This is a genomic window from Pseudomonas sp. UBA6753 (assembly GCF_002453565.1).
Taxonomy (GTDB): domain Bacteria; phylum Pseudomonadota; class Gammaproteobacteria; order Pseudomonadales; family Pseudomonadaceae; genus Aquipseudomonas; species Aquipseudomonas putida_Z.
Genome location: NZ_DKHD01000061.1, coordinates 101,588 through 126,503 on the forward strand (window position 1 = coordinate 101,588; position 24,916 = coordinate 126,503).

Consider the following 24,916-nt stretch of genomic DNA (forward strand, 5'->3'; position numbering starts at 1 on the left):
AAAGGAGCTTGCCATGGCCCAGTACCAGCCCGGTCATGTACACATCGAGCGCACCGCGCTGAACCAGAACGACCACAGCTATGACCTGAACATCGAATACGAGGCAGTGTCGGACCCCAAGGAAGGCAGAGGCATCCAGTTCAAGATGCATGGCAGCATCGAAGGCAAGCCAGTGGAAGAAAAGTTCTTCCTGGCCAAGGACCAGGTGTTGCCCAGCTTCCTCATGCAACTGAGCCGAAGGGCGCAGTCGTACCTGAAGCCACCGAAGAAATTCGAGAGCCTGGGTTCGCCGCACAAGCTTTATGACCATATGTTCGCGGACATTCGCGAAAAGCTGGATGTGAAATCGGGCGATCCGATCAAGCCTGAACATCTGGAGTGATTTCAGGATCCGGGGGCTGCTTTGCAGCCCATCGCCGGCAAGCCAGCTCCCACAGGTACTGCGCAGGCCTTGAGGCCGATGAGATCGAGGTGGGAGCTGGCTTGCCGGCGATAGGGCCGCAAAGCGGCCCCGGCGATGTTGAGGCATACTACCGCCCTCCCCGGCCACCACTTCACCCTCCCCATGCGCATCCACGTCAGCTTCATCGACCGCGTCGGCATCACCCAGGAAGTCCTCGCCCTGCTCGGTGCCCGCAACCTCAACCTGGACGCCGTGGAGATGGTCCCGCCGAACGTCTACATCGACGCCCCTACCCTCAGCCCCGCCGTGCTCGAAGAACTGCACGACGCGCTGTTCGAGGTACATGGCGTGCAATCGGTGGACGTGGTCGACATCCTCCCTGGCCAACGCCGGCACCTGCAGCTCGATGCCCTGCTGGCGGCGATGAGCGACCCGGTGCTGGCCGTGGACAGTGCCGGCAAGGTGCTGCTGGCCAACCCGGCGCTGATCGAGCTGTGCGGCCGCGAATCGGCCGGGCGCTCGGTGGGTGAACTGTTCGGCGACCCGGCGCTGCTGCAGGCCCTGCTGGACAACAACTTCCACCTGCCCATGCGCGAGATGCAGCTCAACGGCCAGAGCCTGCTGCTGGACGCCATGCCGATCACCAACGCCGGTGGCCTGCTGACGCTGTACCCACCCACGCGCATGGGCGAACGCCTGTCGGCCATGCACCACGACCATGCCGAAGGCTTCGATGCCCTGCTCGGCGAGTCACCGGCCATCCGCACCCTCAAGGCCCGCGCCCTGCGCGTGGCGGCGCTTGATGCACCGCTGCTGGTGCATGGCGAAACCGGCACCGGCAAAGAGCTGGTAGCCCGCGCCTGCCACGCCATCAGCAGCCGCCACGCGGCGCCATTCCTGGCCCTGAACTGCGCCGCGCTGCCCGAGAGCCTGGCCGAGAGCGAACTGTTCGGCTACGCCCCCGGCGCCTTCACCGGCGCGCAACGGGGCGGCAAGCCCGGGCTGATGGAACTGGCCAACCAGGGCACGGTATTTCTCGATGAAATCGGCGAGATGTCACCGTACCTGCAGGCCAAGCTGCTGCGCTTTCTCAGCGATGGCAGCTTCCGCCGGGTGGGTGGCGACCGCGAAGTGAAGGTGGATGTACGCATCATCAGCGCCACCCACCGCGACCTGGAGCGCATGGTCGCCGAAGGCAGCTTCCGCGAAGACCTGTTCTACCGCCTGAACGTGCTCAACCTGCAAGTGCCACCGCTGCGCGACCGTGGCCAGGACATCCTGATGCTGGCGCATTTCTTCATGCAGCAGGCCTGCACGCAGATCCAGCGCCCACCGTGCCGGCTGACCCCGGCCACCCATTCGGCACTGCTGGCCAACCCTTGGCCGGGCAATGTGCGCCAGCTGCAGAACGTGATATTCCGCGCCGCAGCCATCTGCGAGGGCAACCTGGTGGATATCGGTGACCTGGACATCGCCGGCACCTCGGTGGCCCGTGGCCAGGACGGCGAAGTGGCCAGCCTGGAACAGGCCGTGGGCGATTTCGAGCGCGAGCTGCTGCAACGCCTGTACGCCAGCTACCCATCGACGCGGCAACTGGCCGGGCGCTTGCAAACTTCACATACCGCCATTGCGCAGCGCCTGCGCAAATATGGAATACCGGGCAAAGCCTGATACCTGCCAGATAGCGTCAACCGGGGCTGCTACGCAGCCCATCGCAGGCAAGCCAGCTCCCACAGGTACGGCGTTGCTCTCGAGGTTGTCACGGTAATTGTGGGAGCTGGCTTGCCTGCGATGGGCCGCAAAGCGGCCCCTGATAGTTATTGTAATAATCCGGTTGTTATTCAGGCTTTTCCTACGCCAGTGAAAGATACTCTCCCACGGATGCCTCGTAGAATGGTGACAGTGTATTCCCACCTGTCACCCCACTTGTCCGCCCCATAGCGGGAAGTGGTCCGCTACTGGATATAACGAGAGCACCTGATGTTTGAACTCGATTTTTACGGGACGCTTGTAGCCGCCTCTTTGGTACTGTTATTGGGGCGCGGCCTGGTCGCGCGTATTGGTTTCCTGCGCACTTACAATATTCCCGAACCTGTCGCTGGCGGCCTGGTAGTGGCCTTGGCGCTCTTGGCGTTGCGCAGTTTCGATATCCACGTGCAATTCGATACTTCACTGCAAACCCCTCTGATGCTGGCATTCTTCGCCACCATTGGTTTGAGTGCAGACTTCGCCAGCCTGAAAAAAGGTGGCCGCGTGGTTACCGTGTTCCTGCTGGTGGTAACCGGTTTGCTGCTGGTCCAGAACGCCATGGGCATCGGCCTGGCAACGGCACTGGGCCTCGACCCGCTGATGGGCCTGCTGGCCGGCTCTATCACCTTGTCCGGTGGCCACGGTACAGGCGCTGCATGGGGGGCCACTTTCACCGAAAAGTTCGGCCTGGCCTCAGCCTCCGAGCTGGCAATGGCATCAGCTACCTTCGGCCTGGTACTGGGCGGCCTGATTGGTGGCCCGGTCGCCAGGTTGCTGATCAAGCGGGTATCGACGCCTGGTATCGAAGAAGCAGCACCACAACTGCCCAAGGGTTTCGAACAACCGGACAAAGAGCGCCTGATTACACCGTTTTCATTTATCGAAACACTGGCGCTGATCGCTGTCAGTTTGCTCGCAGGCTCGTTACTTAACGGTTTGCTGAAAGGCACTGCATTTGAACTGCCAACGTTCGTTTGCGTGCTGTTCGTGGGCGTGGTGTTGCGAAACGGCCTTTCGGCGCTCGGCTTTTATCAAGTTTTCGAACGGGAAGTGTCGGTATTGGGCAATGTGAGCTTGTCGTTGTTCCTGGCCATTGCCTTGATGTCGCTCAAGTTGTGGGACCTTTCAGCGCTGGCATTACCGTTCTTTGCATTGCTCGCCGCACAGACATTGGTCATGGCACTGTTCGCGATATTCGTCACGTTCCGGGTCATGGGCCGCAACTATGATGCAGCGGTACTGGCTGCCGGGCACTGTGGTTTCGGCCTGGGCGCAACGCCGACGGCAATCGCCAACATGCAAGCGGTGACCCAGCGCTACGGAGCCTCGCGCATTGCCTTCCTGGTGGTGCCGATGGTGGGGGCGTTCTTCATCGACATCATCAATGTCATCGTCATCAAGCTGTATCTGGCGTTGCCGTTCTTTTGAGCCAGAGGCTGAACACTCAGCCGGTAAGTCAGAACCGTATCGATTTAAATACACCGTATTCAAATCGATACACACCCATTCGGATACGGCAGTGCAAGGGTTTGATCCCCAAACCCTTTTCCATCCCCCACCCGCTGTAGCGTTTTCATTCCACAAGAATGACAAAATGATTACGCAAAATAATTAACATCTTGATTTATAAAGATTTTTAACGATTGGCCGCATTTTTGCTAAGGGAATCCCAACCCCAAGAGCGCGGAGCCACTGCGCCTAACGCCCTGCTTCCCGAGGATTCCCCATGAGCGAGTTGCGTTTCACTGAAGATCACGAATGGCTGCGCGTCGAAGCCGATGGCAGCGTCACCGTGGGCATCACCGCCTACGCCCAGAACGCCCTTGGCGATGTGGTTTTCGTGCAACTGCCAGAGTTGCAGCAGTATGAGAAAGGCAGCGAAGCGTCCACCGTCGAGTCGGTCAAGGCCGCCAGCGGTGTGTACATGCCCCTGACCGGCGAAGTGGTCCAGATCAACGACCAACTCGAAGACAGCCCGGAACTGGTCAACGAAGACCCGATGGGCGAAGGCTGGTTCTTCCGCTTCAACCCGGCCGACATGAGCGAAGTCACCGCCCTACTCGACCAAGACGCCTACGACCGCCTGATCAAAGCCAACGACGACGCCTGAGGAGCCCCGCCATGACCATCAACCTCGGCACCGCCAACGAATTCATCGCCCGCCACATCGGCCCGCGCGCCGCTGACGAGCAGGCCATGCTGGCCGCCCTCGGCTTCGACTCGCTGGAAGCCATGACCGCCGCGGTCATTCCCGACAGCATCAAAGGCACCAGCGTGCTCGGCTCGCACGACGGCCAGAGCGAAGCCGACGCGCTTGCCGCGCTCAAGGCCATCGCCGGCAAGAACCAGCTGTTCAAGAGCTACATCGGCCAGGGCTACTACAACACCCACACTCCGGCGCCGATCCTGCGCAACCTGCTGGAAAACCCGGCCTGGTACACCGCCTATACCCCGTACCAGCCAGAAATCTCCCAAGGCCGCCTGGAAGCGCTGCTGAACTTCCAGACCCTGATCAGCGACCTGACCGGCCTGCCGATCGCCAACGCCTCCCTGCTCGACGAAGCCACCGCTGCGGCCGAGGCCATGACCTTCTGCAAGCGCCTGTCGAAGAACAAGGCCAGCCACGCCTTCTTCGCCTCCGTGCACTGCCACCCGCAAACCCTCGACGTGCTGCGCACCCGTGCCGAGCCGCTGGGCATCGAGATCGTGGTCGGCGACGAGCGCGAGCTGGGCGATGTCAGCGCCTTCTTCGGCGCCCTTCTGCAGTACCCGGCCAGCAACGGTGAAGTGTTCGACTACCGCGAAGTGGTCGAGCGCTTCCACGCCGCCAACGCCCTGGTCGCCGTGGCCGCCGACCTGCTGGCCCTGACCCTGCTGACCCCGCCGGGCGAGTTCGGCGCCGACGTAGCCATCGGCAGCGCCCAACGCTTCGGCGTGCCACTGGGCTTCGGTGGCCCGCACGCGGCCTACTTCTCCACCCGTGACGCGTTCAAGCGCGACATGCCGGGCCGCCTGGTCGGCGTGTCGATCGACCGCTTCGGCAAGACCGCCCTGCGCCTGGCCATGCAGACCCGCGAGCAGCACATCCGCCGCGAAAAGGCCACCAGCAACATCTGCACCGCCCAGGTGCTGCTGGCCAACATTGCCAGCATGTTCGCCGTATACCACGGCCCGGCCGGCCTCAAGCGCATCGCCGAACGTACCCATGCCCTGACCGCGATCCTGGCCGCCGGCCTGAAGACGCTGGGCGTGCAGGTGGTGGGCGCCAGCGCCTTCGACACCCTGACCCTGGCCACCGGCAGTGCCACTGCCAGCCTGCATGACAAGGCACGCGCCCAGGGCATCAACCTGCGCCAGATCGACGCCGCCCACGTGGGCCTGTCGCTGGACGAAACCAGTAGCCAGGCCGATGTCGAGGCCCTGTGGCAGCTGATCGGTGGCGACCAGGCCCAGCCGGACTTCAACGCCCTGGCCGCCAGCAGCGGCTCGCTGCTGCCTGCCGCCCTGCTGCGCCAGTCGGCCATCCTCGCGCACCCGGTATTCAACCGCTACCACAGCGAAACCGAGCTGATGCGCTACCTGCGCCGCCTGGCCGACAAGGACCTGGCGCTGGACCGCAGCATGATCCCGCTGGGCTCGTGCACCATGAAGCTGAACGCCGCCAGCGAAATGATCCCGGTCACCTGGGCCGAGTTCGGCAACCTGCACCCGTTCGCCCCGGCCGAGCAGAGCCAGGGCTACCTGCAGATGACCACCGAGCTGGAAGCCATGCTCTGCGCCGCCACCGGCTATGACGCCGTGTCGCTGCAGCCCAACGCCGGTTCCCAGGGCGAGTACGCAGGCCTGCTGGCCATACGCGCCTACCACCGCAGCCGTGGCGAAGGCCACCGCGACATCTGCCTGATCCCGTCGTCGGCCCACGGCACCAACCCGGCAACCGCGCACATGGCCGGCATGCGCGTGGTGGTCACCGCCTGTGATGCCCGCGGCAACGTCGATGTCGAGGACCTGCGCGCCAAGGCCATCGAGCACCGCGAGCGCTTGGCCGCGATCATGATCACCTACCCGTCGACCCACGGCGTGTTCGAGGAAGCGATCGGCGAAATCTGCGCGATCATCCACGACAACGGTGGCCAGGTGTACATCGACGGCGCCAACATGAACGCCATGGTCGGCCTGTGCGCCCCGGGCAAGTTCGGCGGCGACGTATCCCACCTGAACCTGCACAAGACCTTCTGCATCCCGCACGGCGGTGGCGGCCCGGGCGTCGGCCCGATCGGCGTCAAGTCGCACCTGGCGCCGTTCCTGCCCGGCCACGCGCAGCTGGAAAACACCGAGGGCGCGGTTTGCGCCGCGCCGTTCGGCAGCGCCAGCATCCTGCCGATCACCTGGATGTACATCCGCATGATGGGCGGTGCCGGCCTCAAGCGTGCCTCGCAGATGGCGATCCTCAACGCCAACTACATCGCCCGTCGCCTGGAAGAGCACTATCCTGTTCTGTATACCGGCGGCAATGGCCTGGTGGCCCACGAGTGCATCCTCGACCTGCGCCCGCTGAAGGACACCAGCGGCATCAGCGTCGACGACGTGGCCAAGCGCCTGATCGACTTCGGCTTCCACGCCCCGACCATGTCCTTCCCGGTGGCGGGCACGCTGATGATCGAACCGACCGAAAGCGAGTCCAAGGAAGAACTGGACCGCTTCTGCGACGCGATGATCCAGATCCGCGAAGAAATTCGCGCCGTCGAGAACGGTAGCCTGGACAAGGACGACAACCCGCTGAAGAACGCCCCGCACACTGCGGCCGAGTTGGTTGGCGAATGGGCCCATGGCTACAGCCGCGAGCAGGCGGTGTACCCGCTGCCGAGCCTGGTGGAAGGCAAGTACTGGCCGCCGGTCGGCCGGGTCGACAACGTGTTCGGCGACCGCAACCTGGTGTGCGCCTGCCCGTCGATCGAGAGCTATCAGGACGCCTGACCCGGCGCTCAGGCCTCATCGCCGGCAAGCCAGCTCCCACAGGGGCCTCACCGCACTCAAGGCTGGTGCAATACCTGTGGGAGCTGGCTTGCCGGCGATCGAGTGCGCAGCACTCGCCTTACTTACCGGAGGGAATGAGCAATGTCTTTGAGCGTCTTCGACCTGTTCAAGATCGGCATCGGCCCCTCCAGCTCGCACACGGTCGGCCCGATGCGCGCCGCCGCGCGCTTCGCCGAAGGGCTGCGCCGTGATGGCCTGCTTGCCCGCACGGTCAGCGTCAAGGCCGAGCTGTACGGCTCGCTCGGCGCCACCGGCAGGGGCCACGGCAGCGACAAGGCCGTGCTGCTGGGCCTTGAAGGCGAACACCCCGATGTCATCGACACCGACACCATCCCTGCCCGCCTGCAGGCCATCCGCGACAGCGGTCGGCTGAACCTGCTCGGCGAGCACAGCATCGCGTTCATCGAAAAGCAGCACCTGGCTATGATCCGCAAGCCGCTGGACTACCACCCCAACGGCATGATCTTCCGCGCCTTCGACGAGGCCGGCCTGCAAATCCGCAGCCGCGAGTACTACTCGGTGGGCGGCGGTTTCGTGGTCGACCAGGACGCTGCCGGCCACGACCGCATCGTCGAGGACAGCACACCACTGACCTACCCGTTCAAGACCGCCAAGGAGCTGCTCGGCCATTGCACCGGGCAAAACCTGTCGATCAGCCAGGTAATGCTGGCCAACGAGGCAGCCTGGCGCCCCGAGGCGGAAACCCGTGCCGGGCTGCTGCGCATCTGGCAGGTGATGCAGGACTGCGTCGAAGCCGGTTGCCAGCATGAAGGCATCCTGCCGGGCGGGCTCAAGGTCAAGCGCCGGGCGCCGGCGTTGTACCGCCAGCTGAGCCGCAACCCGGAAGCCAGCCTTCGCGATGCCCTGTCGGTACTCGACTGGGTCAACCTCTATGCCCTGGCAGTGAACGAGGAAAACGCCTACGGCGGGCGTGTGGTCACCGCACCGACCAACGGCGCGGCGGGCATTGTTCCGGCGGTGCTGCATTACTACATGCGCTTCGTACCGGGAGCCAACGAGGACGGGGTGGTACGGTTTCTGCTCACCGCCGCGGCCATCGGCATCCTGTACAAGGAAAACGCCTCCATCTCCGGCGCCGAAGTAGGCTGCCAGGGCGAGGTCGGCGTGGCCTGCTCGATGGCCGCCGGTGCGCTGTGCGAGGTGATGGGCGGCACCGTGCAGCAGGTGGAGAACGCTGCCGAAATCGGCATGGAACACAACCTGGGCCTGACCTGCGACCCGATTGGCGGGCTGGTCCAGGTGCCTTGCATCGAGCGCAACGCCATGGGCTCGGTGAAGGCGATCAACGCGGTGCGCATGGCCTTGCGCGGCGACGGGCAGCACTACGTGTCGCTCGACAAGGTCATCCGCACCATGCGCCAGACCGGCGCCGACATGAAAAGCAAATACAAAGAGACCGCCCGTGGCGGCCTGGCCGTCAACATCATCGAATGTTGACCCGACAACAACAGCAAGGAGTCACCGATGTCCGAAACACTGCTCAAGACCCCACTGCACGCCCTGCACCTGGAACTGGGTGCGCGCATGGTGCCGTTCGCCGGCTATGACATGCCGGTGCAGTACCCGTTGGGCGTGCTCAAGGAACACTTGCACACCCGCGAGCAGGCCGGCCTGTTCGATGTCTCGCACATGGGCCAGATCACCCTGCGCGGCAGCGATGCCGCCAAGGCCCTGGAAAGCCTGGTGCCGGTGGATATCATCGACCTGCCGGTGGGCATGCAGCGCTATGCCATGTTCACCAATGAGCAAGGCGGCATCCTCGACGACCTGATGGTCGCCAACCTGGGCGACGACACGCTGTTCCTGGTGGTCAACGCCGCCTGCAAGGACCAGGACCTTGCCCACCTGCAAGCGCACATCGGTAGCCGTTGCGAGGTGCAGCCGCTGTTCGAGCAGCGCGCTCTGCTGGCCCTGCAAGGCCCGGCGGCGGTCAAGGTGCTGGAGCGCCTGGCCCCGGAAGTGGCCGGCATGACCTTCATGCAGTTCCGCCCGGTGAAACTGCTGGGTGAAGACTGCTTCGTCAGCCGCTCGGGCTACACCGGCGAAGACGGCTACGAAATCTCGGTACCGGTACATGCCGCCGAAGCCCTGGCCCGCCGCCTGCTGGCCGAGCCCGAAGTACAGCCGATCGGCCTGGGTGCGCGTGACTCGCTGCGCCTGGAAGCCGGCCTGTGCCTGTATGGCCACGACATGAACACCGAAACCACGCCGGTGGAAGCCAGCCTGTTGTGGGCCATTTCCAAAGTTCGCCGTGCCGATGGCGCGCGTGCCGCCGGTTTCCCGGGTGCCGAGGCCATCTTCGCTCATCAGCGCGATGGTGTGGCGCGCAAACGTGTGGGCCTGTTGCCGCAGGAGCGTACCCCAGTACGTGAAGGCGCGGATATTGTCGATGCAAACGATAAACCTGTAGGCAAAGTGTGCAGCGGCGGCTTTGGCCCGACACTCGGTGCACCTGTAGCAATGGGTTATATCGATAGTGAACATAGCGCTATCGACACCTCACTGTTTGCCCTGGTGCGCGGCAAGAAGGTTGCCCTGAAAGTCAGCAAAATGCCTTTCGTGGCACAACGTTACTACCGGGGCTGAAGCCGCTTTGTGAAGGTTGCGGGCAGGTTCGACATATTCGTTTTCGAACCTGTCCAATAACTTTTGAACATGGCGCCAGGCCAGGCGCCATGCCGTTTCCGACAAATCGGTCGGTTATCGGCAAACGGCCGATTTTCCATACGACCAAGGGCTTGTTTTTCGCTCGGGAGTTGGCGTAGAGTCACTGCACTGTGTTTGCATGGGTCGCAACAGTTCGTGACCTGGGCCAGTAGCCGCAATCTGCTACAACCCGTTCGACGTCTCTTACTTTCCTGCAACCCAGCCCAGTAATCTTTTGCTTCCTTTATTGCAAAAGAAACTGTCATCAAAATTCAAGTTTCATAGGAAATAAGACAATGGCTGAGCGTCAGAACGGTACCGTCAAGTGGTTCAATGACGAAAAAGGTTACGGCTTCATCACCCCAGAAAGCGGTCCGGATCTGTTCGTGCACTTCCGCGCTATCGAAGGTAACGGCTTCAAGAGCCTGAAAGAAGGCCAGAAGGTCACCTTCGAAGCAGTCCAGGGCCAGAAAGGCATGCAGGCTGACAAAGTTCAGGTCGCCGGCTAAGCCGAACCCGACTTCGAGAAAAGCCCCTGCCAAGTGCAGGGGTTTTTTTTTGCCCGTAGAATAGCGGCTTCGTCTTCTGGAGCCGTTTTGCATGTCCAAGCCTCTGCTCACACCCCAGGGTGATTTTCCGCCGGTCGGCCTGGGCCGGCGCCTGGCGGCGATGTTCTACGACTTCCTGCTTTGCGCGGCACTGCTGATCGTGACCGCCGGCGCCTACAAGATGATCCAGATGGCGATCATCGGCGAAGCCCGCATGCGTGAGCTGACCGAGGCTGGCGCACTGGACGGCGACCCGCTGTTGTCCACCGTATTGCTGTTCGTCCTGTTCGGTTTCTTTGCCAAGTTCTGGACCCATGGCGGGCAGACCCTGGGCATGCAGGTGTGGGGCGTGCGGGTGCAGAACGCCGATGGCACGGCCATCAGCCTGTGGCAGGCGCTGCTGCGCTTCGTGGTGTCGATTGCCTCGTGGCTGTGCCTGGGGCTGGGGTTTTTCTGGGTGTTTATCGACAAGCGCCAGCGGGGCTGGCATGACATCTATTCGGAAAGCCAGCTGGTGCGGGTGCCGAAGCAGAAGAAATGAGCTGAGACTTGTATTGCCTGCTCCGGCCTTTTCGCGGGCTTGCCCGCTCCCACAGGTTCATCACAGGTCCTGGGGATGGTGAGGTTCCTGTGGGAGCGGGCAAGCCCGCGAAGAAGGCAACACAAATGCCAGCAAAAAGCCGACCCTGAGGTCGGCTTTTTTGTACAGCTCAGGCCATCAACCTGCCCGGCGCAACAACCACACACCGGCCAGCGCGCAGATGCCTGCCGGGATCACCACCGCCAGCAGCGGCGGGAAGCCGAACACCTGGCTCGAAGGCCCCAACAAGTCCTGGGCGATGCGGAACACGAAGCCCACCAGTACACCGGTGAACACGCGCTGGCCAAGGGTTACCGAACGCAGCGGGCCGAAGATGAAGGAAATGGCCATCAGCACCAGCGCCGCGGTCACCATCGGCTGCAACACCTTGGTCCAGAACGCCAGCCAGTAACGGGCATTGTTCAGGCCCTGGTCGGACAGGTAGTGGATGTAGTCCCACAGCCCGGTGATGGACAGCGACTCCGGCGCCAGGATCACGGTATTGAGCAGTTGCGGCGTGAGCGAAACGTCCCAGCGCTCCTTCGGCGCGGTCACCACTTCGGTGTGGTCGCCACGGAAGAAGGTGGTGCGCACGTCGCTGAGCATCCAGTGGTCGTCCTGGTACTGTGCACGGCGGGCAAAGCTCGAGGTGACGATCTTGCGCTCGCTGTCGAAGCGGTAACGGGTCACACCCAGCAGCAGGCCGTTGGGCTGCACGGCGTTGATGTGCACGTATTCCTCGCCCTGGCGGTGCCACATGCCGCGCTTGGAGCTTTGCGCATCACCACCGCCCTGGGCCAGGGAACGGTCGGCCTGGGCCTTGTTCTCGGTCACCGGCGCCACGTACTCGCCGATCAGCAGGCCGACCAGCATCAGTACCAGCATCGGCTTCATCACCGCCCAGACGATGCGCCCGATGGAAACCCCGGCAGCACGCATGATGGTCAGTTCGCTGCTGCTGGCCAGGCTGCCCAGGCCGATCAGGCAGCCGATCAAGGCGGCCATCGGCAGCATTTCGTACAGGCGCCGCGGTGCGGTCAGCAGGACGAAGTTGCCCGCCTCCATCACCGTGTAGGTGTCACTCAGGTCGCTCATCTCGTCGATGAAGGCAAACAGCGAAGCCAGGCCGAGGATGATCCCCAGCACGGCAAGGATGGCCAGCAGCACGCTCTGGCCGATGTAGCGGTCGAGCTTACCCATGGGCCACCTCCGCACGACGGGCGGCGCGTTTGAGACGCAGCGGCTCCCAGTACATCAGGCCCAGGCCGATCAGCAGGAACAGGCCGTGGACCCACCACATGCCCAGGGCGATCGGCAGTTTGCCCTTCTCGAGGGCGCCGCGTACGGAAATCAGCATTGTCAGGTAGGCCATGTACAGAAGAATCGCCGGCAGCAGCTTGAGGAAGCGGCCCTGGCGCGGGTTGACCCGGGACAGCGGCACCGCCAGCATGGTGACGATGAACACCAGGATCGGCAGCGACAGCCGCCATTGCAGCTCGGCGCGCTCACGCAGGCCTTTCTTGCCGATCAGCTCGGAAGTGGGGATGGCTTCGCGATCGGTCACTTCCTCGGCGACTTCCGGCTTGGGCAGCAGCACGCCGTAGGTGTCGTACTTGATTGCACGGTAATCGGCCTGGCCCGGGTTGCCGTCGTAACGGTAACCGTTTTCCAGCACCAGGTAGCGGTTGCCGTCGGCCTGGATTTCCTGGTGGCCTTTTTCGGCCACCAGCACCGACGGGGCGCGGTCCTTGGTCTTGTCCTGGTTGAAGCGCTTCTCGGAAATGAACACCCCGGCCAGGTTGATGCGGTCGTCCGACAGCTCTTCGGTGTAGGTCACCCGCGAGCCGTCGCGCAGGGTCTGGAAGCGGCCCGGCACCAGGGTGTCGAACTCGGTCAGGGCATCCTGCTGGGCGATGATCTGCTGCACCTGGGCCACGCCCAGCGGTGCCAGGCTCAAGCTCAGCCATGCTACCAGCAGGGCGACCAGGGCGGCCGGCGCCATGGTCAGGCTCAGCAGGCGCTGCTGGCTCATGCCGGTGGCCGACAGCACGGTCATCTCGCTTTCCAGGTACAGGCGCCCGTACGCCAGGAGAATGCCGAGGAACAGCCCCAGAGGCAGGATCAGTTGCAGGAAGCCCGGGAGGCGGAAGCCCATGATCAGGAACAGCACGCTCGGGTCGAGCACACCCTGGGCAGCCTGGGCCAGGTACTTGATGAAGCGCCCGCTCATGATGATCACCAGCAGCACGGCGCTGACGGCGCTCAAGGTCACCAGGACCTCGCGGGACAGATAACGAAAGACGATCAAACCAGACACTCCTGGGTTGTCAGGGCGGACTGCCAATCAATGGCGCCAGACAATGACTTAGTACAGCCAAGACCAATGCCGGTTCGCCAAAGGCGAACCTCCATGTAAAGTGCGCGCATTATCCTGTGATTGACCGCCCCTGTCACTTCGCCGCGCATGAAGGCGCAAAACGGGGTTGTCAGCACGCTTGCCGCAGGCTCAAACTGGCAGCTTTTCCGCTGGCGCGCGACGACGCGGCCAGGCCCGTCCAGAGCGCTGGAACACACAGCGCCGACTGTATCGATCATTCGGGGATCCTGACATGGAACTGGTTGTAAAAAGCGTAGCTGCTGCATCCGTAAAAACCGCCACCCTGGTCCTCCCGGTAGGTGAAAACCGCAAGCTCGGCGCCGTGGCCAAAGCCGTCGACCAGGCCAGCGAAGGCGCCATCAGTGCCGTGCTCAAGCGTGGCGACCTGGCCGGCAAGCCGGGCCAGACCCTGCTCCTGCAGAACCTCGCGGGCCTGAAGGCCGAGCGCGTGCTGCTGGTGGGCAGCGGCAAGGACGAAGCCCTGGGCGACCGCGCCTGGCGCAAACTGGTCGCCAGCGTCGCCGGCGTGCTCAAGGGCCTGAACGGCGCTGACGCAGTGCTGGCCCTGGACGACATCGCGGTCAGCAACCGCGATGCCCACTATGGCAAGTACCGCCTGCTGGCCGAAACCCTGCTCGACGGCGAATACGTGTTCGATCGCTTCAAGAGCCAGAAGGCCGAGCCGCGCGCCCTGAAGAAGGTCACCCTGCTGGCCGACAAGGCCGGCCAGGCCGAGGTCGAGCGTGCCGTCAAGCATGCCAGCGCCATCGCCACCGGCATGGCTTTCACACGCGACCTGGGCAACCTGCCGCCCAACCTGTGCCACCCAAGCTTCCTGGCCGAACAGGCCAAGGACCTGGGCAAGGCGCACAAGGCGCTGAAAGTCGAAGTGCTGGACGAGAAGAAGATCAAGGACCTGGGCATGGGCGCGTTCTACGCCGTCGGCCAGGGCAGCGACCAGCCACCACGCCTGATCGTGCTCAACTACCAGGGCGGCAAGAAGGCGGACAAGCCGTTCGTGCTGGTGGGCAAGGGCATTACCTTCGACACCGGCGGCATCAGCCTCAAGCCTGGTGCCGGCATGGACGAAATGAAGTACGACATGTGCGGTGCCGCCAGCGTGCTCGGCACCCTGCGTGCGGTGCTCGAGTTGCAGCTGCCGGTCAACCTGGTGTGCCTGCTGGCCTGCGCCGAGAACATGCCGAGCGGCGGAGCCACCCGCCCGGGTGACATCGTCACCACCATGAGCGGGCAGACCGTGGAAATCCTCAACACCGACGCCGAAGGCCGCCTGGTGCTGTGCGACACCCTGACCTACGCCGAGCGCTTCAAGCCGCAGGCAGTCATCGACATCGCCACCCTGACAGGTGCCTGCATCGTCGCCCTGGGCAGCCACACCACCGGCCTGATGGGCAACAACGACGACCTGGTCGGCCAGTTGCTCGACGCCGGCAAGCGCGCCGACGACCGTGCCTGGCAGCTGCCGCTGTTCGATGAGTACCAGGAGCAACTGGACAGCCCGTTCGCCGACATGGGCAACATCGGCGGGCCGAAGGCCGGCACCATCACCGCCGGCTGCTTCCTGTCGCGCTTTGCCAAGGCCTACGACTGGGCGCACATGGACATCGCCGGCACCGCCTGGGTCAGCGGTGGCAAGGACAAGGGCGCCACTGGCCGCCCTGTGCCCCTGCTGACCCAGTACCTGCTGGACCGCGCTGGCGCCTGACGCCATGAAGCCGGTGGCGCCCCGCGCGCCACCGGCCGGCGATACCACCATGAGCAAAGTCGATTTCTACATCCTGCCCACCGACTCGCTGTCGGCGCGGCTCGATTTCGCCTGCAAGCTGTGCGAAAAGGCCTGGCGCCTTGGCCACCGGGTCTACCTGCATTGCCAGGACGCCGAGCAGCGCAGCGAGCTGGACCAACGCCTGTGGCGCTTCAAGGGCGAGGCCTTCGTGCCCCACGATCTCGCGGAAGTGCATGCCGATGCCAGCGTGGCATTGGGCCTGGCCGCCGACAGTGCAGGCGATCACCACGACCTGTTGATCAACCTGGGCGCCGGCGTACCGGCCTTCGTCGGCCAGTTCGAACGGGTGGCCGAAATCGTCGTTGAAGAGCCTGGCATCCGCCAATCGGCCCGTGAACGATTCCGTTTCTACCGTGAACAGGGCTATGCTCTGCAAGACCACCGCTTACAGCGACTTTGACGACGATGGACAAGCCCTCCCCCCTGCCCGATTCCGCCCATCTGCTCGATGACCTCGAGTCGATACGCCAGTTGCTTGGCGACGCCGACCTGCAACCGCCGCTGCTGACCGAGACGGTGGAGCAGATCCCGTTGCTGCTGGAAGAAGCGCCCGGCAACCATGTGCCTGCGGCCGAACCGGTAGCTGCCGAACCCGAAGATGACCCGCAGACCCGTCGCCAGGACACCCTCCTGCACCTGGAAAGCGAACTGCGTGCGGCGGCGCAGATGATCATGCAGGACGTGATCAACGACTTCACCCCGCACATCGAGAACGAGATCAAGCGCCGGCTGGATGCGCGGATCGAGCGGTTGATCAAGCGTTCCGAGTAGATACCGAACATCCGGGTCGCCTGCTTCGCGGGCACGCCCGCTCCCACAGGGTCCCCACAGCCCGCAAGATCTGTGGTGCACCTGTGGGAGCGGGCGTGCCCGCGAAGCAGGCGCCACTGTTCCGACAGTTGTCAGCAGCTTGTCGCCTGCGGCCCCCAGCTTGGTTATACTTCCCGGCTTTCCCGAATAAATGCACAGGGTCCCGCCGCGCATGGATAAGACCTACCAGCCGCACGCCATCGAAACTTCCTGGTACAACACCTGGGAGTCCGAGAACTATTTCGCCCCACAAGGTGCAGGCGAGTCCTACACCATCATGATCCCGCCGCCGAACGTGACCGGCAGCCTGCACATGGGCCACGGGTTCAACAACGCGATCATGGACGCCCTGATCCGTTTCCGCCGCATGCAAGGCCGCGACACCCTGTGGCAGCCAGGCACCGACCACGCCGGTATCGCCACCCAGATGCTGGTCGAGCGCCAACTCGAGGCCAAGGGCCAGAACCGGCATGACCTGGGCCGCGAAAAGTTCCTGGAAAAGGTCTGGGAATGGAAGGACCAGTCCGGTGGCAACATCAGCCGTCAGATCCGCCGTCTGGGCTCGTCGGTCGACTGGAGCCGCGAGCGCTTCACCATGGACGACGGCCTGTCCGAAGCGGTCAAGGAAGCCTTCGTGCGCCTGCATGAAGACGGCCTGATCTACCGTGGCAAGCGCTTGGTCAACTGGGACACCAAGCTGCACACGGCCATCTCCGACCTCGAAGTGGAAAACCACGACGAGAAAGGTCACCTGTGGAACCTGCGCTACCCACTGGCCGACGGCGCCAAGACCGCCGAAGGCAAGGACTACCTGGTAGTCGCCACCACCCGTCCGGAAACCCTGCTGGGTGACGCCGCCGTGGCGGTCAACCCGAACGACGAGCGCTACCAGGCACTGATCGGCAAGTTCGTCGAACTGCCGCTGGTCGGCCGCCGCATCCCGATCATCGCCGACGACTACTGCGACCCCGAGTTCGGTACCGGCTGCGTGAAGATCACCCCGGCCCACGACTTCAACGACTACGAAGTCGGCAAGCGCCACAACCTGCCGCTGCTGAACATCTTCGACAAGAACGCCTTCGTGCTGGCCAGCGCGCAGGCCTTCAACCTCGATGGCAGCGTCAACGAGCAGGTGGACACCCGCCTGCCGGCCCAGTACGCCAACCTCGACCGCTTCGTTGCGCGCAAGCAGATCGTCGCCGACCTGGATGCCCAGGGCTTGCTGGTCAGCATCGACGACCACGCGCTGAAAGTGCCGAAAGGCGACCGTTCGGGCACCGTCATCGAGCCGTGGCTGACCGACCAGTGGTACGTTTCCACCAAGCCGCTGGCAGAGCCTGCCATCGCCGCCGTGGAAGATGGCCGCATCCAGTTCGTGCCCAAGCAGTACGAAAACATGTACTTCTCCTGGATGCGTGACATCCAGGACTGGTGCATCAGCCGCCAGCTGTGGTGGGGCCACCGCATCCCGGCATGGTACGACGAGGCCGGCCAGGTCTATGTCGGCCGCAACGAGGAAGAAGTGCGCGCCAAGCACAACCTGGGCGCCGACGTGGCCCTGCGCCAGGACGACGACGTACTCGACACCTGGTTCAGTTCGGGCCTGTGGACCTTCTCTACCCTGGGCTGGCCGGAACAGACCGAGTTCCTCAAGAAGTTCCACTCCACCGACGTGCTGGTGACCGGCTTCGACATCATCTTCTTCTGGGTTGCGCGCATGATCATGCTGACCATGCACCTGATCAAGAACGAGGATGGCACCCCGCAGGTACCGTTCAAGACCGTGTACGTGCACGGCCTGGTACGTGACGGCCAGGGCCAGAAGATGTCCAAGTCCAAGGGCAACGTGCTGGACCCGCTGGACATCGTCGACGGCATCACCCTCGACGCCCTGCTGGAAAAACGCACCAGCGGCATGATGCAGCCCAAGCTTGCCGAGAAGATCGCCAAGCAGACCAAGGCCGAGTTCCCCGAAGGTATCGCCAGCTACGGCACCGACGCCCTGCGCTTCACCTTCTGCTCGCTGGCCTCCACTGGCCGCGACATCAAGTTCGACATGGGCCGCGTCGAAGGCTACCGCAACTTCTGCAACAAGATCTGGAACGCCGCCCGCTACGTGCTGGACAAGGGCGAGGACTGCGGCCAGAACGGCGAAGCCTACGAGCTGTCGCTGGCCGACCGCTGGATCATCTCGCAGCTGCAGCGTACCGAAGCCGAAGTGACCCGCCAGCTGGAGCAGTTCCGCTTCGACCTGGCCAGCCAGGCGCTGTACGAGTTCATCTGGAACCAGTACTGCGACTGGTACCTGGAGCTGTCCAAGCCGGTGCTGTGGGACGAGAACGCCCCGGTCGAGCGCGCCCGTGGCACTCGCCGCACCCTGGTGCGCGTGCTGGAAGTGGCGCTGCGCCTGGCACACCCGTTCATGCCGTTCATCACCGAAGAGATCTGGCAGCGCATCGCGCCGCTGGCCGGCATCGAAGGCAAGACCATCATGCTGCAGCCATGGCCGGTGGCCAATGAAAGCCGCATCGATGCTGCCGCCGAAGGCGACATCGAGTGGCTCAAGGAGCTGATGGTCGGCCTGCGCAACATCCGCGCCGAAATGAACATCGGCCCGGGCAAGCCGCTGCCGCTGTTCCTGAAGAACGCCAACGCCGACGACCAGCGTCGCCTGCAGGAAAACGAAGCCCTGCTGAAGAAGCTGGCCAAGGTCGAATCGTTCACCGTACTGGGCGATGCCGACGAAGCGCCGCTGTCGGCCACGGCCCTGGTCGGTGACCTGCAAGTGCTGGTGCCAATGGCCGGCCTGATCGACAAGGATGCCGAGCTGGCGCGCCTGAACAAGGAAATCCAGCGCCTGCAGGGTGAAGTGGCTCGCGTGGGTGGCAAGCTGTCCAACGCCGCCTTCGTCGACAAGGCACCACCTGCCGTGATCGAGAAGGAGCGCGCCAAGCTGGCCGAGTCCGAACAGGCCCTGGCCAACTTCACCGAGCAGCATGCGCGGATTGCAGCGCTGTAACCAAAAGTGAAGCCATAGCGGGCTGCTTCGCAGCCCATCGCCGGCAAGCCAGCTCCCACAGGAAAGCGCTGTACCTGTGGGAGCTGGCTTGCCGGCGATGCTTTTCAGGACCCCATCATGACCGACAAACCCACCCTGCACCCGCGCAACCGCCACCAGGGCCGCTACGACTTCCCCAGCCTGATCAAGGCCCACCCTGACCTGGCGCGCTTCACCATCACCAACCCCCACGGCAAACCCAGCATCGACTTCGCCAACCCCGAGGCCGTACGGGTGTTCAACCGTGCCCTGTTGAAGGCCCAGTACGGCATCCAGCACTGGGATATCCCCGCCGACTACCTGTGCCCGCCGATTCCCGGCCGCGCCGACTACATCCACGTGGCCGCCGACCTGCTGGCCGACGACAATGCCGGCGAGATCCCAAAGGGCGCCCAGGTGCGTGCGCTGGACATCGGCGTGGGGGCCAACTGCATCTACCCGCTGCTGGGCCACAGCGACTACCGCTGGCGCTTCCTCGGCTCGGACATCGACCCCGTGGCCCTGGCTTCGGCCAAGGCCATCGTCCAGGCCAACGGCCTGGGCAAGGCCATCACCCTGCGCCAGCAGGCCAACCGTGCACACATCCTCAGCGGCCTGCTGCAGGAGGGCGAACGCTTCGACCTCACCCTGTGCAACCCGCCCTTCCATTCCTCACGCGACGAAGCCACCCGCGGCAGCCAGCGCAAGTGGAAGAACCTCGGCAAGCAGGACCCCAAGCGCAAGCTGCCGGTGCTCAACTTCGGCGGCCAGAACAACGAACTGTGGTGCGAAGGCGGCGAAATCCGCTTTGTCAGCCAACTGGTCAGCGAAAGCGTGCAGTACGCCGAGCGGGTACTGTGGTTCACCAGCCTGGTGTCCAAGGCCAGCAACCTGCCGGGGATCGAGGCTGCGCTCAGGAAAGCGGGCGCCAAGGCCGTGCGCATCAGTGAAATGGGCCAAGGGCAGAAGCAAAGCCGCATGGTCGCCTGGAGCTTCCACGACGACGCCGCGCGCCAGGCCTGGCACGCCGGGCGTAAAAACCAGGCATGAAAAAACCGCGCCCGGGCAAGCCGGGCGCGGTTTCGTCAAAGCTTCAACAATTACTTGTTGATGGCGTCGGTCAGCACTTTGGCTGGAACGAACTTGACGACTTTCTTGGCAGCGATTTCGATGGCAGCGCCAGTCGAAGGGTTGCGGCCGGTACGGGCAGGACGCTCAGCGACTTTCAGCTTGCCGATGCCTGGCAGAGTGATTTCAGCGCCGTTTTCCAGCTGGTCGGCAACGATCTGGCCCAGTTGCTCCAGAGCGTTCTTGGCGGTGGCTTTTGGCGCGGCGATCGATTCGGCGATGTCGGCAATCAGTTGGTCTTTGGTCAATGCCATGGTGGTGTTCCTTCCCTATCAAATTCGATGGTTATGCAGCGGACTACGACGTTATCGGGCCAGCCCCTGAAAGTGGAGGGCCGCGCCAATCGCGTATGTAGATACGCAAATCGACGTTTGGTTCGACACGACGACAGCACGCTGCCAGCAATGCGCCACACAAGGGGCGCAAGACCGCGCAAAGCTACCACAGGAACGGATAAATATCCGCTGCGCGCTTCGATTTAATGCAGGTTTTTCGGGGGTTTTAGCCTAAAACGCACAAATTTGAACAAAAAACGAACAACCGGCATTTCTGCCAACATCCGGCCACTGCACCACCTTGTGTCTAGGGTAAACTGGACGACTTTTGCAGCTCGCCGAGAATTCCATGCCAATCCGTCATTGCATCGTTCACCTGATCGACAAAAAGCCCGATGGCAGCCCCGCCGTGCTGCATGCCCGCGATCGCGAACTGGCCGCCTCCGACGCCATCGAAAACCTGCTGGCCGACCTCAATGACAGCTACAACGCCAAGCAAGGCAAGGCCTGGGGCTTTTTCCACGGCGAGTCCGGCGCCTACCCGCTGAGCGGCTGGCTGAAGCAGTACCTGGACGAAGAAAAGGACTTTACCGCCTTCAGCCGCGTGGCCGTGGAGCACCTGCAGAAGCTGATGGAAGAGTCCAACCTGTCCACCGGCGGCCACATCCTGTTTGCCCACTACCAGCAAGGCATGACCGAATACCTGGCGATCGCCCTGCTGCACCACAGCGAAGGCGTGGCGGTGAACGCCGAGCTCGACGTGATGCCTTCGCGCCACCTCGACCTTGGCCAGCTGCACCTGGCGGCGCGCATCAACCTGTCGGAGTGGAAGAACAACCAGAACTCCAAACAGTACATTTCGTTCATCAAGGGCAAGAACGGCAAGAAGGTCTCGGACTACTTCCGCGATTTCATCGGCTGCCAGGAGGGCGTCGACGGCCCGGGCGAAACCCGCACCCTGCTCAAGGCCTTCAGTGACTTCGTCGAGAGCGAAGACCTGCCGGAAGAGTCTGCCCGCGAAAAAACCCAGACCCTGGTCGAGTACGCCACTACCCAGACCAAGCTGGGCGAGCCGGTCACGCTGGAAGAGCTGTCCAGCCTGATCGACGAGGACCGGCCCAAGGCGTTCTACGACCACATCCGCAACAAGGACTACGGCCTGTCGCCGGAAATCCCCGCAGACAAGCGCACCCTCAACCAGTTCCGCCGTTTCACCGGCCGTGCCGAGGGGTTGTCGATCAGCTTCGAAGCGCACCTGCTGGGGGACAAGGTCGAGTATGACGAAGAGGCAGGGACCTTGATCATCAAGGGCCTTCCGACCACCTTGGTGGATCAGTTGAAGCGGCGCAAGGACTGATGGGCCCGGGACTGCTGGGCAGCCCATCGCCGGCAAGCCAGCTCCCACAGGTACTGCACAGGCCTGAGGTCTAAGCAGTCGAAGTGGGAGCTGGCTTGCCGGCGATGGGGCGCGAAGCGGCCCTAATTAGCAGCCACTACTGCGCCATAGGAGGCCACCAACGCCTCCTTCGCCGACTTGCGCAGCCGCTTCACCAGCCGCTCCTGGCGTAACGCCTCGCCCTTGTTCGGCCATTGCTCCACATACACCAGCGCCTGGGCCGGGCTGGTCTTGAAGTAACGCGCGCCCTGCCCTTTCTGGTGCGCCAGAAAGCGCCGCTGCGGGTCATCGCTGATACCGCAATACAGCGATCCATTGGCAGCCCTTACCAAGTAGACATACCAGGGTTTGCTGGCGGCGATTTCGACGGGCTCACTCACACTGGGCCTGCTGGAATGCTCGCAATCCTGTGAACGCCTGCTGGCGTACCTTGTTCTGCACCAGCGGCGACCAGCCCAGCAGCATGCCAGGCACACCCAGCGCCTGCCGCGACCAGCGCCACAAGTCGAAGTGGTCATCGTGCTGGCAGATCAGCCCGTCACGGATCACGAAACGCGCCTGGATATCGTTGACCACGATGCGGCCGGTCTGGCTGAACAGGTAGGTGGCCACCCAATGTGCGGCGCCTGTGCGTTCATCGGCGCGGACGTTGTCGAAGGTCAGGGTGAAGTCCTTGGCCCGGCTGGTGAGCATTCGCCACATGTCGCCTGCATCCTTGCCACGCAAGGTGCCGAAGACCGGGTCGCTGAAGACGATATCGTCGCAGTAGCAGGCGACCATGGCCTCGGCGTCCAGGCGCTGGAAGGCCTGGTAGAAGCGGGTGATCAGGTCGCGGTTGGCGTCGCTCATGGGGGGCTGGTCCGTCCTGGGATGAAAGCAGCACGATAATCTGCCCCGGTTGCTTATGCCAGTACCGGCCTCTCCGCGGGCGCGCCCGCTCCCACAGGATCTACACACGCTTCGAACCTGTGGCTCTCCTGTGGGAGCGGGCGTGCCCGCGAAGAGGCCCCTTCAGACTTTCTCGCTGCTCACCTGCACATGCAAAGCCCGCCCGGCGCCCAGGCCGAACACGATAGCCCCCACCCCCAGCACGGCAAAGATCCACCCCACTGCCGCCCAGCCCCCGGTCAGGTCATGCACCAGCCCCACCGCAAACGGCCCCATCGACGCCAGGGTATAACCCACCCCCTGCGCCATGCTCGACAGGTTCGCCGCCACATGGGCATCCTTCGAGCGCAGCACGATCAAGGTCAGCGCCAGGGCAAAGGTACCGCCCTGCCCCAGGCCCAGCACAACCGCCCAACCCCACAGCCCGGAAAGCGGCGCATACAGGCAACCGAACAGGCCGGCCAGGGTAATGAGCATGACCAGCACGATCGCCAGGCGCTGGTCCTTGCCGCGAGTGGCCAGCCAGGGCGCACTGAGCGAACTGACCAGCTGCACGATCACCGACCCCGACAGCACCAGCCCCGCCTCGGTCGGGCTCAGGCCGCGACCGATCAGGATCGATGGCAACCAGCCAAAGACGATGTAGGCCAGTGACGACTGCAGGCCCATGTACAGGGTCACTTGCCAAGCCAGCGGATCACGCCACAGCCCACGCACGCGATAGGCCACCTTGTGCAGGCCATGACCTTGACGGGCCTGCGGCAGCCATACCAGCATGGCCAGCAGGGCCGGCACCATCCAGAAGCCAAGCCCCAGCGCCCAGCTGCCGTCGAAATGCTGGGCCAAGGGCACCGTGGCGCCAGCCGCCATGGCGGCGCCCAGGCACAACGCCATGGTGTACACGCCGGTCAGCGTGCCAGCGTGCTGCGGGAAATCGCGCTTGACGATGCCCGGCAGCAGCACGCCAATGATGCCGATGCTGGCCCCCGCCATGAGGCTACCGAGGAACACCCCGGTGGCCCCCAGGCTACTGCGCACGACAATGCCGAGCGCCAGGGTGGCGAGGATGCCGAGGATCACCCGCTCGCTGCCAAAGCGCCGCGCCAGCACCGGCGCCAAGGGGGCGAACAGGCCCAGGCACAGCACTGGCAAGGTGGTCAGCAAACCGGCCTGCGAGGCGTTCAGCCCCAGGCCTTCGGACACCTGGCCCAGCACCGGAGCCATGCTCGACAATGCCGGGCGCAGGTTCAAAGCCACCAGCACCAGGCCGAGCAACAACAGCCAAGGCCGCTGTACCTGTACCGGCTGCTGTTGGACCTGTTCGTCGTCAGCCTCGGCGTCGATCAGCAACTCATCGAGGTCCCGCTCGCTCGGTGGGGTGTTACGGGTGATGGAATCAGCCATGGCCTTCTCGGAGTCAGGATTCGATAAGGGTACGGCTCAGGCGCTTGGCCTGCTCCGCATCGCGTTGCTCGATGGCGGCAAGGATCTGCCCATGCAGGTCGAACGTGGCCTGGCAGCGCGGCACGGTCGCCATGTTGTGCTGCAGCGCGGCAGCCACCACCCCGGAAAAGTACCGGTACAGCTCACTCAAGGCCGGGTTATGGGCGGCATCGACCAGCCGCTGGTGAAACACCAGGTCGCAGGCCACATAAGCATCGATATCACCGTGAAAATGCCCGGCACTGTTGGCCAGGGCATCACGCAGCGCCTGCAGGTCGGCGTCGGTTCGGCGCAGCGCGGCCAGGCCGATGGCCTCGGCTTCGAGGATGTGCCGGGTTTCACGGGCCTGCTCGGGCGTGCAGCGTGACATCGCCTGCACCGCCTGCAGCGGGTCCTGGGCCGTGCGCAGGTAGCTGCCGTCGCCCTGGCGGATCTCCACCAGGCCACTGAACGCCAGCACACGCATGGCCTCGCGTACTGTGTTGCGGCTTATGCCCAACTGCAGGGCCAGTTCCGGCTCGGTCGGCAAACGTTGGCCAACCTGCCAGTCGCCCAGCACGATGCGTTCGCGCATGCGCTCGACGGCCAGTTCGACCAGGGAGCGCTTGGTCAATTCGGTACTCATGCAACTCAACCAATCATCCGATGAATCTGGCCAGCATAATGTATACCGGCAATACAGCAAACACTGATGGTTTCTGGCGATAGTGGAAATCCCTGTGGGAGCGGGCATGCCCGCGAAGAATCCAACGCGATGGATGGCACCGGCGT

22 protein-coding genes are annotated in these 24,916 nt (G+C 63.7%); 15 read left to right on the forward strand and 7 right to left on the reverse strand.

Annotated features, from left to right (window positions below; genetic code table 11):
• The first annotated feature begins 13 nt into the window (after positions 1 to 13).
• From B2790_RS24385 to B2790_RS24425, 9 genes are all read left to right on the forward strand, one after another.
• Positions 14 to 382 carry a DUF5064 family protein gene (locus B2790_RS24385; protein WP_025337852.1) on the forward strand — a complete coding sequence of 123 codons (369 nt, stop codon included), beginning with the start codon at positions 14 to 16 and terminating at the stop codon, positions 380 to 382.
• Between the two features lie 183 nt (positions 383 to 565).
• Entirely contained in the window at positions 566 to 2,074 is a 1,509-nt protein-coding gene (locus B2790_RS24390; RefSeq protein ID WP_025337851.1) for a sigma-54-dependent transcriptional regulator, read from the forward strand.
• A 309-nt stretch (positions 2,075 to 2,383) separates the two neighbouring features.
• Positions 2,384 to 3,580, forward strand: coding sequence for a sodium/glutamate symporter (gltS, locus tag B2790_RS24395; RefSeq protein ID WP_075043886.1), 1,197 nt, complete (start codon positions 2,384 to 2,386; stop codon positions 3,578 to 3,580).
• 298 nt (positions 3,581 to 3,878) lie between these two features.
• Positions 3,879 to 4,262 (forward strand): glycine cleavage system protein GcvH, encoded by a 384-nt coding sequence (gene gcvH / locus B2790_RS24400; protein ID WP_075043885.1) that lies wholly within the window; start codon positions 3,879 to 3,881, stop codon positions 4,260 to 4,262.
• Positions 4,263 to 4,273: 11 nt separating this feature from the next.
• Positions 4,274 to 7,129: an aminomethyl-transferring glycine dehydrogenase gene (gene gcvP, locus B2790_RS24405; RefSeq protein ID WP_286919965.1), complete on the forward strand. Its 2,856-nt coding sequence runs from the start codon at positions 4,274 to 4,276 to the stop codon at positions 7,127 to 7,129.
• A gap of 141 nt (positions 7,130 to 7,270) precedes the next feature.
• Positions 7,271 to 8,647, forward strand: coding sequence for an L-serine ammonia-lyase (locus B2790_RS24410; protein WP_286919966.1), 1,377 nt, complete (start codon positions 7,271 to 7,273; stop codon positions 8,645 to 8,647).
• 27 nt (positions 8,648 to 8,674) lie between these two features.
• Positions 8,675 to 9,796 (forward strand): glycine cleavage system aminomethyltransferase GcvT, encoded by a 1,122-nt coding sequence (gene gcvT, locus B2790_RS24415; protein ID WP_286919967.1) that lies wholly within the window; start codon positions 8,675 to 8,677, stop codon positions 9,794 to 9,796.
• 356 nt (positions 9,797 to 10,152) lie between these two features.
• Positions 10,153 to 10,365 carry a cold-shock protein gene (locus tag B2790_RS24420; RefSeq protein ID WP_003257941.1) on the forward strand — a complete coding sequence of 71 codons (213 nt, stop codon included), beginning with the start codon at positions 10,153 to 10,155 and terminating at the stop codon, positions 10,363 to 10,365.
• Positions 10,366 to 10,456: 91 nt separating this feature from the next.
• Complete coding sequence (locus B2790_RS24425; RefSeq protein ID WP_286919968.1) at positions 10,457 to 10,945, forward strand: RDD family protein; 489 nt, start codon at positions 10,457 to 10,459, stop codon at positions 10,943 to 10,945.
• 177 nt (positions 10,946 to 11,122) lie between these two features.
• Here B2790_RS24425 and lptG read toward each other — a convergent pair whose 3' ends face one another.
• Positions 11,123 to 12,184, reverse strand: a complete 1,062-nt coding sequence (gene lptG, locus B2790_RS24430) for an LPS export ABC transporter permease LptG (protein WP_075043879.1) — start codon at positions 12,182 to 12,184, stop codon at positions 11,123 to 11,125.
• The gene (gene lptF / locus B2790_RS24435) at positions 12,177 to 13,292 is read right to left on the reverse strand and encodes an LPS export ABC transporter permease LptF (RefSeq protein WP_286919970.1); all 1,116 of its coding nucleotides are present in this window, start codon (positions 13,290 to 13,292) and stop codon (positions 12,177 to 12,179) included. The genes lptG and lptF overlap by 8 nt, the downstream gene beginning before the upstream one ends.
• 301 nt (positions 13,293 to 13,593) lie before the next feature.
• Between lptF and B2790_RS24440 the strand changes: the two genes are divergently transcribed.
• The 5 genes from B2790_RS24440 (at position 13,594) to rlmF (ending at position 20,065) form a co-directional block, all read left to right on the forward strand.
• Positions 13,594 to 15,087: a leucyl aminopeptidase gene (locus B2790_RS24440; RefSeq protein WP_025337839.1), complete on the forward strand. Its 1,494-nt coding sequence runs from the start codon at positions 13,594 to 13,596 to the stop codon at positions 15,085 to 15,087.
• Between the two features lie 49 nt (positions 15,088 to 15,136).
• Positions 15,137 to 15,568 carry a DNA polymerase III subunit chi gene (locus tag B2790_RS24445; RefSeq protein ID WP_025337838.1) on the forward strand — a complete coding sequence of 144 codons (432 nt, stop codon included), beginning with the start codon at positions 15,137 to 15,139 and terminating at the stop codon, positions 15,566 to 15,568.
• A 5-nt stretch (positions 15,569 to 15,573) separates the two neighbouring features.
• Positions 15,574 to 15,939 carry a hypothetical protein gene (locus B2790_RS24450; protein WP_013971096.1) on the forward strand — a complete coding sequence of 122 codons (366 nt, stop codon included), beginning with the start codon at positions 15,574 to 15,576 and terminating at the stop codon, positions 15,937 to 15,939.
• Positions 15,940 to 16,150: 211 nt separating this feature from the next.
• Positions 16,151 to 18,997 carry a valine--tRNA ligase gene (locus B2790_RS24455; RefSeq protein WP_286919971.1) on the forward strand — a complete coding sequence of 949 codons (2,847 nt, stop codon included), beginning with the start codon at positions 16,151 to 16,153 and terminating at the stop codon, positions 18,995 to 18,997.
• A 117-nt stretch (positions 18,998 to 19,114) separates the two neighbouring features.
• Complete coding sequence (rlmF, locus tag B2790_RS24460; RefSeq protein ID WP_286919972.1) at positions 19,115 to 20,065, forward strand: 23S rRNA (adenine(1618)-N(6))-methyltransferase RlmF; 951 nt, start codon at positions 19,115 to 19,117, stop codon at positions 20,063 to 20,065.
• Between the two features lie 50 nt (positions 20,066 to 20,115).
• Here rlmF and B2790_RS24465 read toward each other — a convergent pair whose 3' ends face one another.
• Positions 20,116 to 20,397, reverse strand: a complete 282-nt coding sequence (locus B2790_RS24465; RefSeq protein ID WP_003257928.1) for an HU family DNA-binding protein — start codon at positions 20,395 to 20,397, stop codon at positions 20,116 to 20,118.
• Between the two features lie 370 nt (positions 20,398 to 20,767).
• On the opposite strand from B2790_RS24465, the gene yejK reads away from it, so the two are divergent.
• Complete coding sequence (gene yejK, locus B2790_RS24470; RefSeq protein ID WP_025337836.1) at positions 20,768 to 21,775, forward strand: nucleoid-associated protein YejK; 1,008 nt, start codon at positions 20,768 to 20,770, stop codon at positions 21,773 to 21,775.
• Positions 21,776 to 21,897: 122 nt separating this feature from the next.
• On the opposite strand, the gene B2790_RS24475 is transcribed toward yejK, so the two are convergent.
• The 4 genes from B2790_RS24475 to B2790_RS24490 all read right to left on the reverse strand — a co-directional run bounded on the left by B2790_RS24475 (position 21,898) and on the right by B2790_RS24490 (position 24,770).
• Positions 21,898 to 22,194, reverse strand: a complete 297-nt coding sequence (locus tag B2790_RS24475) for a GIY-YIG nuclease family protein (RefSeq protein WP_286919973.1) — start codon at positions 22,192 to 22,194, stop codon at positions 21,898 to 21,900.
• Positions 22,187 to 22,663, reverse strand: a complete 477-nt coding sequence (locus tag B2790_RS24480) for a nuclear transport factor 2 family protein (RefSeq protein WP_286919974.1) — start codon at positions 22,661 to 22,663, stop codon at positions 22,187 to 22,189. Before B2790_RS24480 ends, B2790_RS24475 begins: the two co-directional genes overlap by 8 nt.
• Positions 22,664 to 22,825: 162 nt before the next feature.
• Positions 22,826 to 24,106 (reverse strand): CynX/NimT family MFS transporter, encoded by a 1,281-nt coding sequence (locus B2790_RS24485; protein ID WP_286919975.1) that lies wholly within the window; start codon positions 24,104 to 24,106, stop codon positions 22,826 to 22,828.
• Between the two features lie 13 nt (positions 24,107 to 24,119).
• Entirely contained in the window at positions 24,120 to 24,770 is a 651-nt protein-coding gene (locus tag B2790_RS24490) for a FadR/GntR family transcriptional regulator (RefSeq protein WP_025337831.1), read from the reverse strand.
• Positions 24,771 to 24,916: the final 146 nt, after the last annotated feature.